This is a genomic window from uncultured Phocaeicola sp., assembly GCF_948499155.1.
In the GTDB taxonomy this organism is placed as follows: Bacteria; Bacteroidota; Bacteroidia; order Bacteroidales; family Bacteroidaceae; genus Phocaeicola; species Phocaeicola faecalis.
On record NZ_CAOOSE010000023.1, the window covers coordinates 20,397 to 36,355 of the forward strand.

The following is a 15,959-nucleotide window of genomic DNA, read 5'->3' on the forward strand; positions in this document are numbered from 1 at the left end:
TTCTTAGAATTGGTATAACAGTCCCACACGCGTCTCAAAGGTTTTATATTGTACATCTTTGTGATAGGTGTAGTGTGTATGTCGGTAGAAATAAGAGATTTCCATGTTTGCTTTAAAGTGCCGGCTTAAGTTCAGTTCGATAAGCGGATTGACTACAGCCAGCATTACGTTTCCTTTGTCTCCCTGCGCGTTCAGATAGAGTGGATCGGTGTTTTCTAGATCTTTATGTTCGTATCCTTTCCAGGTGAAAATCTGGTAGAGATGTAGGTTGAGAGCAAACTGTCCGTAACGTCCGAAGTCGAGGAGGGTTTTGTTTTTTACGCTATAACCACTACCCATATTGTAATTACGGTCAATGACATTATAATAGTCAGTCAGGCTGCCGCCCAGCAGGATAGCACTCAGAAATACACTCTGTTCCAAATTGACAAGGCTGTTCATGCGTGGAAATTTATAGATGATGCCGGGCCCCACACTGGCGGCTTCCGATATTTTATACGGAATGCGTCCCGAACCGTCAATGACTTCTTCGGAATCCAAATAATTGAAATGTTGGAAGATTCCGAACATCATCTCCATGCCGGTAGTGGTCTTCAGCGGCAGTCCCCATAATTTTCCTAAAAGGTTAATCTTGCTGATAAGCGGTTGGTTGGGAGAAAGACCCAGCGTGGCTGTAGCAGTGAAATAATCATAAGGAGCATCATTTATTTTGTCGAAAGGGTTGCCGTAGACTGCTCGAAACTCCAGATAGGGATTGTGCTCTCCGCGAAACAGGTAGTTGTCGTCTGCTAGATAGCGGTCGCCGGCACTGATAGAGAATTGGATAGGAATGCGCTCGTAGTCATGATATTTGTAATGGGAGCGTTTCACCTTCCACATCTCACCTGTTATCATACGGTTGATTCCGCGCATGGGGCAGATTAGAGTTCCCAAGAATTCACGGGTAAATCGTCCGAAGCCACGCTTGGAGTCATCCAGTACCAATGAAGACAGGCGGTGTGTCATTTCGCCGAGTGCAATACCTCCGATGGTGGTTGCCATCAGGTCGTTGATGGCAGGTGGTTCCACTTCGGCTGCAACTTCCCACATCAGGCTTCCGGCAAAAGCGTATGGTGCCGATTCCCAAAAGTTCAATCCATTGCTGCGGGCAGCATTGAAGTAGAGATTGCCATGGTAAGGGTGTGCAAACAGATTGGTGGAGAACTGGTCATTGTCCCACACAAAGCCGTGTTTGATATTGCGACGGATACTGTTGATACTAATCTTTGCAAAATCTTCGTTCATCACATATCGGTCGAATGCCCATACTCCTACATTCATGCCGAATGTTTCGGCGGCAGCACGCCACGGATACTTTTTTTGCATGTGAGGGTCGGTGAAAGTATAGATGGAATCGGGGTGGTGGAGTACTTGTGCCGCCCCACTGCCATTGCTTAAAACCAGAAGACAGACTAATGCAATTTGTTGAATTTTCATTTCGTCAGGATTTAGGATGGAAGCCGGATTTCTCCGGCATACTCATGGTGTTGTTAGAATAGGATAACACCTACTTCAATGATAGGTTTCTTTTCATAGAATTTGTTTTGGTCGTAATATCGTGTCATGCCGTATCCGCCCGAAGCAAATACGCTGAACTTGGATTTTATCTTGTACTCCAAATTGACGCGTGCCTGCAAGGAGTACATACGTTCGGGAGTTTCGGCATCTTCGTTTTCAAAGTTCTCTATGTGGAAGTAGCCGAGGTCGCCGCTGAGCTCTAGATTTTTGGCAATGGGGTAGTAAAGTCCGGCACGGTAGAATACGCAGCCCGAAAACTTGTCGTTCAGGTCAAGATAGTGCGTACCGATACCCAGTAGGGTGTAGGTGGTGCGGTTCTTGAAACGGACGGCCGCATTCATTTTGCTAGTATTACCACCGAACAGCATCAGCTGGATGCGGGTTTTGGGATTGATGTTTACCAATCCGATTTTATGTGCAGTGGTGTCTTTACTGTGATTGATAATACCGATTTGTACGCCTTTCACATGACCGCCGCAAAGATTAAGCAGACCAATTTGAGCTCCACTCACTTCACCGGCGTAGTTGCCGGGAGCAAATTGTACTCCGCGCAGCTTACCCTGACACACATTGGTAATACCGGATACTTGCAGTGCATTCTCTGTTTTAACAGCGATATTCACGGCTCCGCAGAGTTGCAGTCCTTTCATTTCTATGGCAGCAATATTGCTGATAGCAGAGAGTTGCATACCATTAACACTGACGCCCACATTGCCTATAGCTGCTATTTGTGCTCCTTTCGCTTTTCCTCCACTGATATTCAGTATGCTCGAAATCTGTGCTCCGTCCATAGCATCAGCCGATACGTTCATCAAACCGCCGATGGCTATTCCGTTTTGTGACTTTCCGGCAATATTGGCAAGTCCGGCTATTTGTAAACCTTGCGCCTGGTCGCCGGCAAGGTTCATTAGTCCACCGATGGTTACACCGCGTGAAGTATTTCCGGCTATATTTCCCAATCCCGAAATCTGTATGCCGTTTGCACGGTTTCCTGCTACGTTCATCAAACCGCTCAGCATGATACCGTTGGCGTTTGCACCTGCTACATTGGCAATACCACCGAGCTGCACACCCGATGCATGACGACCGGTGATGCTTGCCAGGCCGGAGACTTGAAACCCTGTCATGTCACTTTGCACCACACTGGATATGGCATTAATGCCCACACCCTGCAGGCGATAGATATTAGTGAGCAAACCCAAATTCAGATAGGTTGTCTTTACGCTGTCTTTTTGGGTGGAAATATTCAGGGAGATGTTAGGACCCTTTTTAAGTTTGTTCTTTTTTTGAGCGATAGCAGGAGTTGTAAGTCCTGCGCAACATCCTAATAAGATAATTGCTGCAATGCGGGTATTTATTTTCATATTGTTTGGTTATTTGCGCACAAATTTAATCAAAAAAATGAATGTGTCTATTGATACAACGTGTAAATGTACCAAGATGTTACACAAATATGGGGAAAACTTTTTATATTTATATTTGTAGTCGGGTGGAGTATGGTTATCGTCCCATGGTGGTAGGGAGAGTAGTTCACGACCATGGGACGATGAAAATGTATGCTTTATTTTTATTTTACTTCTTGATAAAGGAAGCGTTTGATGCTCTTCTTCGGTGTTTTCTCAAACTCTTCGGGGTAAATCTTCACGCGGGCAATTTGAGAATAAGCGGGAAGTTCGGCATTGAGTGCCACCCGGTTCTCTTCCATGGCCTGTGCAATGGCGTCATTATCCATTCCATGCGCAAATGCATCGTCAAAATCAGGATATATCAAAGCTACCAGCTTACCGTCTGCCTGCTGGATAATAATGCTTTCGGCTACGAACGGCATGTTGTTGAGCTTATCTTCTATTTCTTCGGGATAAATATTTTGGCCTGATGCGCCGAGCAGCATATTCTTGCTGCGTCCTTTGATGGTGATATTACCCTCCGCATCCATGATACCTAAGTCGCCGGTGTGTAACCAACCGTCCTTGTCTATGACTTCGGCGGTGGCTTCGGGGTTTTTATAATATCCCAGCATCACGTTCGGCCCCTTGCAGATAATTTCCCCTACAATGTGTTCGGGGTCGGGACTTACTATCTTTACTTCCATCCGCGGAGCCGCTTTGCCGCAAGAACCGGCTTTAAAACGTTTCCAGTCTTCATAACAGATGATAGGTGCACATTCGGTCATTCCATAACCGACGGTATAAGGGAAATCAATACTCTTTAAGAATTGTTCTATTTCTTGATTGAAAGCTGCCCCGCCTACAATAACCTGATAGAAATTACCACCGAATGCCTGTATCATCTGTTCGCGCACGGTAGCTTTAATCTTATCATTGATAATAGGAACTTTCAGCAGTATTTTCATGGCCGGGGTTTCCAGTTTGGGAAGCACGTTCTTTTTGATAATCTTTTCGATAATCAGGGGAACAGCTACCACAAGGTTGGGTTTGATATCAGCAAATGCCTGGAAGATGATTTTCGGACTGGGCATACGGGTGAGGAAATAGATGTGGCAACCGACACAGAATTCATATAGGAACTCGAATGCCAATCCATACATGTGTGCCATTGGAAGCATGGATACCAGTTTGTCTCCGGGGTTCATGGTCAGCACATCAAAGGCGAACTGGGTGTTCGACCAGAGGGCACGATAGGGAATCATGACTCCCTTAGAATAACTGGTGGTTCCGGAAGTATAATTGATGACTGCCAATTCTTCGGGTTCGTCGCGACGGTAACTTACGTGCTCGCGTCTGAAATTGCGAGGGAACTTTTTTCCGAACAGTTCGTTCAGATGGTCGCGGGCATAGTCGAGCCGTTCGCTGCGAGATACCAATAGGGTAAAATCATTCATTAGCAATACACCTTCAAGCAGAGGCATGGCATTCTCGTTCAGATTCTCCCATACCATATCACCTACTAATAAGAGACGTGCCTCGGAATGATTGACAATGTTATGAATATTGTCGGCTTTGAATTCGTGAAGAATAGGAACAATTACGGCTCCATAAGTGATGGTGGCCAGGAACGTAACGCCCCAATGTGAACTGTTGCGACCGCAGACGGCAATTTTATCACCTTTCTTGATGCCGCTCAGTTCAAAAATGATATGTAGTTTCTCTATTTTGCGGGCTACATCTTTATATTGCAATGTGGCTCCTTTATAGTCAGTGAGGGCATCCAAGTCCCAGTTTCTTTTTATGCTGTCTTCCAGAAAGGCAATAAAACTCTGCTCCATGATGTTCTTTTCGTTGGTTTATATTTGCACATTATTTAATCAAATGTGCAAATATAAGCTTTTATTATAAGGATGCAAACTAAAAGGGAAGCAATTTTAGTAAAACGGGGGAAAGGAAAAGGGGATATGATAAAAAACGGCAGTAATTGTCATATCCCCTTTATGCGGAGAGGCTTTGTTATTCTTTGCTACTGAAATACTTCATAAACTGAGTACGTTCGAAAGGATTGCTTTCACCGGTAGACAAAGCGTTCATTTCGCTCTTAAATTCGCTGATGGTGTTATATCCTTGTTTCTTCATCCATTCGCTTAATTCTCTAGTCATGGATTCAATGAAACCTTCACCTTTTTGATAAATAACACTGCATACTTCTACAGCTGAAGCACCTGCCAGAATTGCTTTTACCATTGCTTTACCATCGTGCACACCCCCCGAGATGGCATAGTCTATCTGCGGTACTTGTGCTGAAGCGATGGCTGTCCATCTCAAACCGCTTGCCAAATCCGAAGGATGGCTGAATACTTCTCCTGAGGAATAACTCTTGGTTTCGATATTGATGTCGGGCTGATAGAAACGATTGAATAACACTACTGCCGTAGCTCCATTGGCATAAAGTTGGTTGATTAGCGCAATGGGGTTGGTGAGGTTAGTTCCCAGTTTGATGATGACAGGAATGGATACATGCTTTTTTACGTTACTCAGGATATCGATGTGGCGTTGTTCGAACAAACCGTATTGATATTCCTTTTCAGTTTGCAGCGAGAGAATATTCAATTCCAAGGCATCGGCTCCGGCATCCTGCATGGTACGTGCAAAGTCTGTCCATTCCGAACTGCTGAAACAATTGATGCTGGCAATGACGGGTATAGTGCAGAGGCGTTTGGTTTCTTGAATCAGGTCGATATATTCTTTGATGGCATGTGAACGAACATAGGTACTCAGATAATCTCCTGCTTCGGGAGAATCGTAAGTAGCCATGTGGTGAGCCTGCATCATGATTTGTTCTTCAAAAACAGATTTCAATACGATGGCTCCGGCACCGGCCAATTCTAACTTTTTGTTTTTTTCAGCACTGTTAGTCAGACTGGAGCTACTGATAATAACAGGATTGCGTAAAGGCAATCCGGCAAAAGTGGTCTTTAATTGAGTCATAAATAGTAGTTTTAATAGTTTCGCTCTCCAAAGATTTTGCTGCCTACTCTGACCATGGTGCTTCCTTCTCGAATAGCGATGGGATAGTCGTGCGACATGCCCATTGATATTTCCTTGAAACTCTCTGTATCAGTAAAATAGGTCTGCTTTATTTCTTTGAAGAATGTATTTAAGGAACAAAATTCTTTCTTGATTTGTTCAGTGTCATCGATATTGGTTGCCATACCCATGACGCCGCTGATTTGGACATTATGCAGTTCTTTCCAGTCTCCTGCTTTGAGCATCTCCCAACATTCGTCAAAACTGAAACCGAACTTGGTCTCTTCTTCGGCGATATGGATTTGTAGCAGGCACGGGATAACGCGACTGTACTTTTGGGCTTGCTTGTTGATTTCAACCAACAATTTATAAGAATCAATGCCATGTATCATAGCCACATAAGGAGCCATATACTTGATTTTATTTGTTTGCAGGTGACCGATGAAATGCCATTCAATATCTTTGGGCAGCGTTTCATATTTCTGAGCCATTTCCTGCACTTTGCTCTCGCCGAAGATGCGTTGTCCGGCAGCGTATGCCTCTTCAATCGCCTCGTTGGGATGAAACTTGGATACAGCTACCAGGCGGACACCGGAAGGGAGGTCGGCCAGAACTTCTTTTAAATTTGCTTGAATGCTCATATACAATCTATATTTGGTCTGTCTGAATAATCTTTATTCGGTTTTTCCTGCGTCGGGGAACTCCGGTTTGACGTTCGGCTCTCCGTCATAAGGATAAACATCCATAAGGGCTGTTTCGGCAACGGATGCGATAACGTAATCGGCCATGGTTCCTTTCATGCCTTCGTCCAGCTTTTTCACAGCGTCACGCAAATCGGCCGCCTGGACAAGTACCTGAGTGGAAGTCTTCTTTTCAGCTCCGCTTTTCTCGTCCAGTGTGATGAAGAACAACTTACATTTGAACCAACGGTCGGCAGCATCTTCTTCGCAGAAGAATAATTCGCTATAGTTGGCACGCTTGATGTCCGACACTGTAAACTCACCGCTAATAAACGGTGTTATTTCTTCGATGATACGTGCTTCAGCTTCGGTAAAGCTCAGCGCATCAACTAAATAAGGCTCTGTTACTTTCTTGTTCATGCCATTTTCTATGACCTTTTCGTAACGTATCTTGCATTCAAACCATGTATGCATCATAAGAGTTTAATGTTTTATTAAAAATTAAAATAGGTCACAAAGATACTATTTTATTTAGTCTTCGTTCTCCATTTTCCTTAATTTCTTCATGCTTTCGGTTGTCAGCTCTGAAATAATTTCAGAAGAGAGGCGGGTAGTGAGGATGGGGTCCATGTTGAACTGTTCACCTAACTCTCTCTGTATCTTGTTTAACTGACTGAAACCGTCAAGGCTTTGTTCTTGAAATGCTTTTTCACTGATATTCATTTTCTGCGGCGTGTACATAGCGGTTATGATATTCTCGGCCCGCCGCCGAAACTCTTTTTTGAATATTCTTTCTGCCAGTCTGCGATGTTCTTCGGGATTGAACTCCAAGGTGTCGGTGGGGAGCGGACGTATGGAATCCGAAGGAAGCGGGATGCTGTAGTTCCTGTTCCTGTCTTCGGCGGTTTCCAATGCCTGGCGGTTGATGTGCTTTACCTCTTCTATAAACTGTAATGTTTCCTTGTCGGCCGGTTCTTCCCGTAATCCATAATAAGCAAGCAGAATGACAGTAACGGCGGCAACCCCCTTTATAGCCTGTACCGACCAGTCAATGTAGCGGGAAGTGCCAAAGGCTTTCTTCATTTCCTCTACATCGGCATACCGTTTGGCGAGTTCGGGACGAGTGGCTTTAAGGATGATGTGCCTGATGCCGGGGCTTAGATGGGAGTAACTGTAAAGGTACTCCATGACTCTGCCCAACGAATAAATATCACACGCGGGGGTAGGGACGGTGGTTTCTTTAAAAAGTTCCGGTGCCGCATATTTTTCCTTAAAGATAAAAAAAGAGGGAGTGCATGATACGTATATGTTGGCTGGATTTGCCAAGAGCACGTCATGCGTTCTTTTAGTAATAAAAATATTCTCGGGGCGGATGTCGAGATGACAGATATTTCGGGAGTGAAGATAGGCGACGGCATTCATCAGTTGATTCATGATTCGCTTGGACTCCGCCACCGTATTAATTTGCAACACGCCATCTAACAATGCCCTGTTGAGGGGAACGGCCGGTATGTATTCAAAAGTGATGTACCATCCTTGCTCATCCTTTTGCAAACTAATATAATTTAATAAGTTGGGGTGAGCCCAACCCATTCCCTGCGTAGCTTCGGCGGTAAAGGCTTCCTGATAGGCAGCAATGTCGGCGAACTTTTTGCAAGGTCGTTTTATAAATATCCTTTTCCCTTCATTATTGGTGCCGATACTAATCGGCTCTGTCACTTTCATTTTTTATTATTCTATTTGTTTACAACTGTTTAATTGCATGAATTCGTGTATCACTTGTTCGTGGTCACCCATCAAAACAATGTGGTGGTTGCCTAATGGGTTACGTGTGAAATAATCGACAGGTTTGCCCAAACGGATGCGTATCTGTGTGCGGCAGGCATTGATGTAATTGGTATTCTCTGTCAATTGTCCGCGTGATACGAAATATTCGTCCAAACATTCTCCTCCGCATTTCAAGACAGTGATTTCCCCTTCATGCAGGATTCCCTGAATGGCTACGCCTGTCTCACTTTCAAAATGATTACGGATAATAAACCTGTCAGTCATTTTGGTAGCGATAGTACAGTGTGCTACAACCAGTTCGTTTTGCTCTTCATTGATAAATGACGGGTTTGCCATAAAACTGGTTTGATTGGTCAGCACCTTGGCAATGAGCATGGTAAAGATGGATTGCAAATCACCTTCACAACCGGCAGGAATCCCTTCGTCGTTCAATAAAGAGAGTGCCAGGCAGCCGGTGGTTCCCAATTTTTCTATTAATGAGAAGCAGGAAAGGGTGACTGCATCGAGGTGCTTCTTCTCACAAATGATTCTAACGGCTTTGTAAAGCCTCATTGCTTTCAGAAAATCTTCAGGAGTCGCTTCGCGACAAGCTACTGCTTGTTTGACCAATACAGATGCTTTATAGCCGATATCATCATCAGTTATTTGATAATATAAACAGTATATTTCTTCCATCGGGATATCGATGAACTCGATTCCCCAACGTCGTTTTGCCAATAAATAATCTACATTGCTGGCTACAAGCCATGATGAAGGATATCCGATAACGCCGATTCTTTTTCCTTTTATTTCACGTTTGGCGGCAAAAGCCTGATGATGGAATAATATCTGCTTAACCATGTACATCGGGCTACCGTGAATAATACGTGCTTTCATGCCTTTGCTACGCATCCAGGTCGCTATTTCGAGCGAAGCTGCCAATGAGTTTTGGAGTCCGTCCGTAAGCAGAGTGATGGGATAAGGAAGCAGGTCGAAGTGTTGGGTAACTGCTTTTTCAACCCCTCCCGAGGCAATGAAAGCCATTTTGTATTCGTCTGCCGGAATCGTTTCCACCTCTTTATAATGTACCAGATGAAGCGTGAAATATTTCTCGATTTCCACAAATAAATCTTTATGGCAATCGTATACAGATTCCATTTTGTTCAAATCGGATTGGAATGTTATCAGGTATAGATTCATTTGATATTTTGCTTTGTTTTATAGGAACAAACATACGTGTTTTTTTTTAATAACCCTAAAAAAGAACTTAAAGATAACATCTCTTTAATTTATTTGCTGTATAAAAACCTTGTTAGCGGTATGTTAAATAATTAAATCCCTAAACCATTTTTCTTCTCATTTGTAGTATGGTAAATAATAAATAGATTAGACTATGGCAAAAGTAATTGAAAGAAATGTTCCCATTGCAGAAGAGAATGTGACATTATCGGGCCAACCGGCTACAAATATGTTTGAAGACTGGAGTGAAGAGGTGACGGATAAGGCTGAAAATCCTTATGATGAAAAGAGTGACATCCCTCATGACAAGAAAGAAAGGAAGAAACTCCTGAAGAAAATGGATAAAATAGTAAAAGACGATATCGCACAGACTGAATCTTGAGCGATACGTCATTTATAATGACCAAAAGGTTTCGATATCCGGATGGGTAAACTCAAAGCCGGCTTCCACCAACCGTTGCGGAACAACTTTCTGCCCTGATGTGAGAAAAGAAGCGGCCTCTCCATATAACAATCGGAATATGAAGGAGGGAATGGTGAGTGTAAACCAGGTGTGATAATGCTTGCCCATACATTGGGTAAATTCTCGTTGTGTGACTATCTGTGGAGCAACCATATTTATCGTTCCGTGCAGTTGAGGTGTCTCTATAATATAAAGTAACGCCCGGCATAAGTCAGTGATACTGATCCAAGGGAAAGGTTGGCATCCCGGAGCGATGACACATGTCGCCTTCATTTGTGTGGGGAGAAGCATGGGGCGTAAAGCCCCTCCATGACGTGAAAGCACGATGCCGAATCGGGTAATAACTAGTCTCACATCCGGTGGACACATCATGGCTGCCTGTTCCCATTTGCGACAAAGATGAGAAAGAAAGCCTTCTCCTGTCATATTGCTGTCTTCATTATGGCATCCTGTGGAGGGGTAATATCCGACTGCTGAAGTGGAAATGAATAATTGGGGCTTTCGACTAAGGCTTTTCATGGCTTGCACAATTTGTCCGGTTACCGGAATACGGCTGTTATAAAGTTCTTCTTTATAAGCCGAAGTCCATCTTTTGTTTATGGGGGCACCGGCTAAATTGACCACTGCGTCACATTGCGACAAGGTACGAACCAGTTCTTCATTTCCTTTGCCGGAAAACATTTGTCTTCCTAAAGGAAATATCTGATGTCCCGATTCCATTAAAAAAGCGGATAAATATGTTCCAATGAATCCGCTTGCACCACTGATAGCTATATTCATCTGGTTGTGTATTAAGTTCTATGAATGAAACACACCGACGGACAGAAAGGTTTATACGGATATATTAAACCTTCAGGAAAATTCCTCGCTTATACATAATCCATATAATGACATAAACTGCACCGACATTCCACAGAGTCATCAGGAATGGGTAATAGCTTCCCATATATTGTTCCAGTCCATAAAACAAAGACTCGCCGATACATCTGAAATTGATTACATTGGCCAGCATATAGGCGGCAATGGAGTTCATGCCGTACACTTTCAGCCATGTGATGCCCGAACGGTGTCCTTTGTAGTCAATCCAATAATAGAAAAGTCCCATCAGCAGGAAACAGTATCCGCTACTGACCAATACCATTGAGCTCGTCCAAATAGTTTTGATAACTGGCATTTGGAAATTCCATAACCATCCTGCAATGACCAGAGCGGTACCTATACCGAAATAGAGTTTCAGCTTCTTTTTCTCTTCTATTTTATCTTTGGCAATATAGCCGGCGAATAATCCCGTGAGGACAGTTACACCGAAGTTGAGACTGCTCAATATCCATGTATAATGATACCAATCGGCAACAACTACTTTTCCGTCTATCACTTGTGCCGTGTCACGAAACCGTCCCAACACCGTATTGTCTATCCATTCGGCCAAATTGCCTTGTGGAGTATAATTCCCGCCTCCATAACCGTCGACTGTAATAAATTGCATGGCTGCCCAATATATCAGCAGTAACGCCACCGCAGTGATAATTTGTGTTCTGCGGCTTGTGAAAAGGAAAAGCAATGCCGTAATCAGATAACCGGCGGCAATCGCCTGTAAAGTATTTGAATAGAGGTAAATCGTGTTAGAGTCAAATGCCAGCAAATTGCCTTGACATATCATTCCGAATATCCACAGCAGCAATATTCTTTTTGCCAGACGCCGCAATAAAGGTCGTTTGTCGGGTATGGATTTGTAGCGCGACAAAGAAAACGGCATCGAAATGCCCGACATAAAGAGGAAAAGCGGCATAATTAAATCCCATGGAGAAAAACCTTCCCAAGAAACATGGTTAAACACCCACATAGACTCATCGAGCCATTCCACATTAGCTGCCCGTGCCAATGAGTGCATAAGGGGGCCTAATGCAACAAGAAAAAAGAGGTCGAACCCGCGGAGTGCATCCAAAGATTCCAAACGTTTGGAAGGGGAAATTGTATTTTTCATCGTATCTTTTTTGAGTTTTTAGATTGATTCGCACAAAGATATTCTTTTCTCCATTAATAATAAGGAGCAGAAAAAAAATACACGACTATTTATTTAAATCATAAAAACATCTCTTTAAAATATTAACCAACTTTTTGTTTGCGTGGTTGGAAGCTAAACTTTATCTTTGCACTTCGATTAAATAATTTTATAACATTATGCCAACAATATCCGTCAGAGGAACTGAAATGCCTGCATCGCCGATTCGTAAATTGGCACCGCTGGCAGATGCTGCCAAACAGAGAGGAATTCATGTATATCACCTGAATATCGGTCAGCCCGACCTGCCTACTCCACGAGCGGCCCTTGATGCGATTCGCAATATAGACCGTACGGTATTGGAATACAGTCCCAGCCAGGGATACCGCAGTTATCGTGAGAAACTGGTGGGCTATTACAAAAAATACGATATCAATCTGAATGCCGATGATATTATCATTACCACCGGAGGTTCGGAAGCTGTGCTTTTTGCCTTTTTGAGTTGTCTCAATCCGGGAGATGAAATTATAGTGCCCGAACCGGCTTATGCCAACTATATGGCGTTTGCCATTTCTGCCGGTGCTGTGATTCGCACGGTGACCACCACTATTGAAGAAGGTTTTTCTTTACCCAAAGTGGAAAAGTTTGAGGAATTGATAAACGAGCGTACTAAAGCTATTCTGATTTGTAATCCGAATAACCCTACCGGTTACTTGTATACTCGTCGCGAAATGAATCAAATCCGTGATATGGTGAAGAAGTATGATCTTTACCTGTTCTCTGATGAAGTATACCGTGAGTTTATTTATACCGGTTCACCTTATATATCCGCTTGTCATTTGGAAGGTATCGAGCAGAATGTCGTGCTGATAGACTCCGTATCAAAGCGTTATTCTGAGTGTGGTATCCGTATCGGGGCGCTCATAACGAAGAATCCCGAAGTACGCGGAGCTGTAATGAAATTCTGTCAGGCGCGTTTAAGCCCTCCTTTGATTGGTCAGATTGCCGCCGAAGCTTCTTTGGATGAACCGGAAGAATATGCACGCGAAACTTATGATGAATATGTGGAACGCCGTAAATGTCTGATTGATGGGCTTAACCGCATTCCGGGCGTTTATTCGCCTATCCCGATGGGAGCCTTTTACACTGTAGCCAAGTTACCGGTGGACGACAGCGAAAAATTCTGCGCATGGTGCTTGTCCGAGTTCAATTACGAAGGTGAGACTGTGATGATGGCTCCCGCTGCCGGGTTCTATACTACTCCGGGAGCAGGACGCAATGAAGTGCGTATTGCTTATGTGTTGAAGAAAGAAGATTTGGTTCGTGCGCTTTTTGTCTTGCGAAAGGCATTAGAGACTTACCCCGGAAGAGTGGAAGAGTAACATGAACTGGAAACTCTTTATTGCCAGGCGAGTATATCGTAGCAATGAGGGTGGAAAAGAGGTGTCCAAACCTGCTATCCGCATTGCTATGTTGGGCATAGCTATCGGGCTGGCCGTGATGATTGTGTCTGTGGCCGTCGTAATCGGGTTCAAGCATGAGGTACGCGATAAGGTGATAGGTTTGGGTTCCGACATTATGATTACTAACTTTGATGCCCGGAAGTCTTTCGAAACCATTCCTATTGTAGCCAATGACAGTTTGCTGAATGTACTTTATGCTACAAGAGGAGTAAAGCATGTGCAGCGTTATTCCACCAAGCCCGGTATGATTATGACTGATGACAGCTTTCAGGGGATGGTGCTGAAGGGAGTTTCCGGCGAATATGATTGGAACTTTCTGAAACAGCATCTGCTGGAGGGTGAAGTTCCGGTCTTTTCTGATACAGCTTCGACCAATAAAGTATTGGTGTCGCGCAGCATTGCCGACAAGCTTCACCTGAAGATGGATGATAAACTATACACCTATTATATAGAGGGGGAGAACGTGCGTGCTCGCCGTCTTTCCATTGCCGGAATTTACCAGACCAATTTTTCTGCATACGATGATTTGTTTCTGATTACCGACCTCTATACGGTGAACCGTTTGAATAATTGGAAACCTGAACAAGTGAGTGGACTAGAGTTGGAAGTAGTCGATTTTGGTTTGTTGGACGGCATAAAGGAAGAAATTCGTGAACAGGTGGACACGCAAGTGGATGAATATGGCGGTACTTATTATACCCAGACAGTGGAAGAGGCCAATCCTCAGATATTTGCATGGCTCGATTTGCTTGATATGAATGTATGGGTTATACTTATATTGATGACCGGAGTTGCGGGTTTCACGATGATTTCAGGCTTACTCATTATTATATTAGAACGTACTAATATGATAGGCATCCTGAAAGCATTGGGAGCAGACAATCTTGCCATCCGTAAGATATTTCTCAGCTTTTCTGTTTTTCTAATCGGAAGAGGAATGTTATGGGGGAATATCATAGGAGTATCGCTTTGCCTGTTGCAGTCTCAGTTCCATATTTTCAAACTCGATCCCACGTCCTATTATGTCGACCGTGTTCCCATTGAGTTTAATATTTGGATTTACCTATTGCTGAATGTGTGTACATTGTTGGTATCGGTATTGATGCTAATCGGTCCGTCTTATCTGATAACACGTATCCATCCGGCAAAGTCTATACGGTTTGAGTAATCGTTTGACGGCACGAAACAAGATGTTTATTATTAGGGAGGACTAGTTGAAACGATGGTGCAAACTACCGAAATAGATATTTAAAAAAAGCTTTATGTGTGGTTATTTCATCCGCAGGCAAGCCAGATAGTCGTAGTGTTCACCTTCTTTCACCAGTTCTGCTTCAAAGCCATTCTCGGCGGCATAGAGGCTGAGTGTTTGGAAATCCACATAGAGCCAGTCAAAACTGCCGCCCTTCATATTCTTATATTGCATTTGGAAGTCAATCTCGCCATAGTAATCTCCTGCCAGGTCTATCAGGAAGCTTCCGTCTTCGTCTTCAAAGAGATAACGTAAATCGCTTGAATCCATCAAGATACATCCCCCCGGACGAAGCAACTGTTTCATTTTCAGAAAGAAATCAGGCATATTCTCTAACTTCCCAATAATGCCCGAACCATTCATCAGCATCAGGATGGTATCGAATGTTTCGAGAAACTGAGCGTCAAAAAGATTGATTTGACGGACATTACGCACTCCGCGTTCTTCCATTGTCCTGACCGAGAGTGGAGAGATGTCGATGGCACAGACTTCTTTTCCCATTTCTTGTAATGCCAGGGCATGACAACCACTTCCGGCACCGGCATCCAGAATCTTTCCGTTTGCCATTTGTAAAGCTATCTTTTCCAGTTCGGGCATTTCATCGAAGGAACGGAAAAGTTGGTCGATGGGAATTTCATCTTCTTCAAATTGAGAAGAAAATACACGCAGTTTTCCTGCCTTCTGATGGCGGAAATAATCGGCAATGGCTGTACCCATCGGGTCCTGGGCGGGAGAGAGAAGATTTGCTTTCATTGATATCTCATTTGTAATTTGGCTGCAAAGATAGATAATTCGGAGTGAGAAACTATCTTTTATCTGAATAAATACACTATTTTTGTGACTGTAAAAAGAGATAGAGGTAGACAAACTGAAACAGATGCGGAACGAGGGTCAGGGCATCCGCTTGTTGTTGATAATAAAGATTTGAAAGAATAAATAAGGGTGATAAAACGTCGGAAAACATCTTTCTTTGCATTCTCTTTCAGCAATCAGCCCATAATGGAGTATCTGAATCTTTGTGACAAGTATTGGGAGATGTGACGGAAATAATCACTACCTTTGGCATTTGATAACTATTAATGGTTAAACTTATGAACCGACAGGATATAAATGCTACCGAC

General features: G+C 43.5%; 14 protein-coding genes. 3 read left to right on the forward strand and 11 right to left on the reverse strand.

The features are described from left to right. Nucleotides 1-3: 3 nt before the first annotated feature. From QYT14_RS14500 to QYT14_RS14535, 8 genes are all read right to left on the reverse strand, one after another. The gene (locus tag QYT14_RS14500) at nt 4-1,476 is read right to left on the reverse strand and encodes a DUF3943 domain-containing protein (protein ID WP_288324878.1); all 1,473 of its coding nucleotides are present in this window, start codon (nt 1,474-1,476) and stop codon (nt 4-6) included. 53 nt (nt 1,477-1,529) lie between these two features. Beyond that, nucleotides 1,530-2,921: a hypothetical protein gene (locus tag QYT14_RS14505; RefSeq protein ID WP_288324879.1), complete on the reverse strand. Its 1,392-nt coding sequence runs from the start codon at nt 2,919-2,921 to the stop codon at nt 1,530-1,532. Nucleotides 2,922-3,124: 203 nt separating this feature from the next. Further along, the gene (locus QYT14_RS14510; protein WP_237038512.1) at nt 3,125-4,783 is read right to left on the reverse strand and encodes an AMP-binding protein; all 1,659 of its coding nucleotides are present in this window, start codon (nt 4,781-4,783) and stop codon (nt 3,125-3,127) included. 178 nt (nt 4,784-4,961) lie between these two features. After that, nucleotides 4,962-5,936, reverse strand: coding sequence for a dihydroorotate dehydrogenase-like protein (locus QYT14_RS14515; protein WP_288324880.1), 975 nt, complete (start codon nt 5,934-5,936; stop codon nt 4,962-4,964). Nucleotides 5,937-5,947: 11 nt separating this feature from the next. Continuing rightward, nucleotides 5,948-6,616 (reverse strand): YggS family pyridoxal phosphate-dependent enzyme, encoded by a 669-nt coding sequence (locus QYT14_RS14520; RefSeq protein WP_288324881.1) that lies wholly within the window; start codon nt 6,614-6,616, stop codon nt 5,948-5,950. Nucleotides 6,617-6,649: 33 nt separating this feature from the next. Beyond that, nucleotides 6,650-7,132 (reverse strand): DUF4494 domain-containing protein, encoded by a 483-nt coding sequence (locus QYT14_RS14525; protein ID WP_288324882.1) that lies wholly within the window; start codon nt 7,130-7,132, stop codon nt 6,650-6,652. A gap of 54 nt (nt 7,133-7,186) precedes the next feature. Next, nucleotides 7,187-8,380 carry a protein kinase gene (locus tag QYT14_RS14530; RefSeq protein ID WP_288324883.1) on the reverse strand — a complete coding sequence of 398 codons (1,194 nt, stop codon included), beginning with the start codon at nt 8,378-8,380 and terminating at the stop codon, nt 7,187-7,189. Nucleotides 8,381-8,386: 6 nt separating this feature from the next. Then, nucleotides 8,387-9,622, reverse strand: coding sequence for a fucose isomerase (locus tag QYT14_RS14535; protein ID WP_288324884.1), 1,236 nt, complete (start codon nt 9,620-9,622; stop codon nt 8,387-8,389). 193 nt (nt 9,623-9,815) lie between these two features. Here QYT14_RS14535 and QYT14_RS14540 point away from each other — a divergent pair, with 193 nt between their 5' ends. Continuing rightward, nucleotides 9,816-10,043, forward strand: coding sequence for a hypothetical protein (locus QYT14_RS14540; RefSeq protein ID WP_237038507.1), 228 nt, complete (start codon nt 9,816-9,818; stop codon nt 10,041-10,043). Nucleotides 10,044-10,055: 12 nt separating this feature from the next. Here QYT14_RS14540 and QYT14_RS14545 read toward each other — a convergent pair whose 3' ends face one another. Then, a complete protein-coding gene (locus QYT14_RS14545; RefSeq protein ID WP_288324885.1) occupies nt 10,056-10,904 on the reverse strand; it encodes a TIGR01777 family oxidoreductase in 849 nt (282 codons plus the stop codon). A 64-nt stretch (nt 10,905-10,968) separates the two neighbouring features. After that, nucleotides 10,969-12,108 (reverse strand): DUF5009 domain-containing protein, encoded by a 1,140-nt coding sequence (locus QYT14_RS14550; RefSeq protein WP_288324886.1) that lies wholly within the window; start codon nt 12,106-12,108, stop codon nt 10,969-10,971. A gap of 197 nt (nt 12,109-12,305) precedes the next feature. Here QYT14_RS14550 and QYT14_RS14555 point away from each other — a divergent pair, with 197 nt between their 5' ends. Together QYT14_RS14555 and QYT14_RS14560 are read left to right on the forward strand one after the other, a co-directional pair. Then, a complete protein-coding gene (locus QYT14_RS14555) occupies nt 12,306-13,508 on the forward strand; it encodes a pyridoxal phosphate-dependent aminotransferase (protein ID WP_288324887.1) in 1,203 nt (400 codons plus the stop codon). Nucleotide 13,509: 1 nt separating this feature from the next. Beyond that, on the forward strand, nt 13,510-14,757 hold the full coding sequence (locus QYT14_RS14560; protein ID WP_288324888.1) for an ABC transporter permease: 1,248 nt from the start codon (nt 13,510-13,512) through the stop codon (nt 14,755-14,757). A 102-nt stretch (nt 14,758-14,859) separates the two neighbouring features. Here the strand turns inward: QYT14_RS14560 and QYT14_RS14565 are convergent, their stop codons facing one another. After that, nucleotides 14,860-15,591, reverse strand: a complete 732-nt coding sequence (locus QYT14_RS14565; protein WP_288324889.1) for a class I SAM-dependent methyltransferase — start codon at nt 15,589-15,591, stop codon at nt 14,860-14,862. Nucleotides 15,592-15,959: the final 368 nt, after the last annotated feature.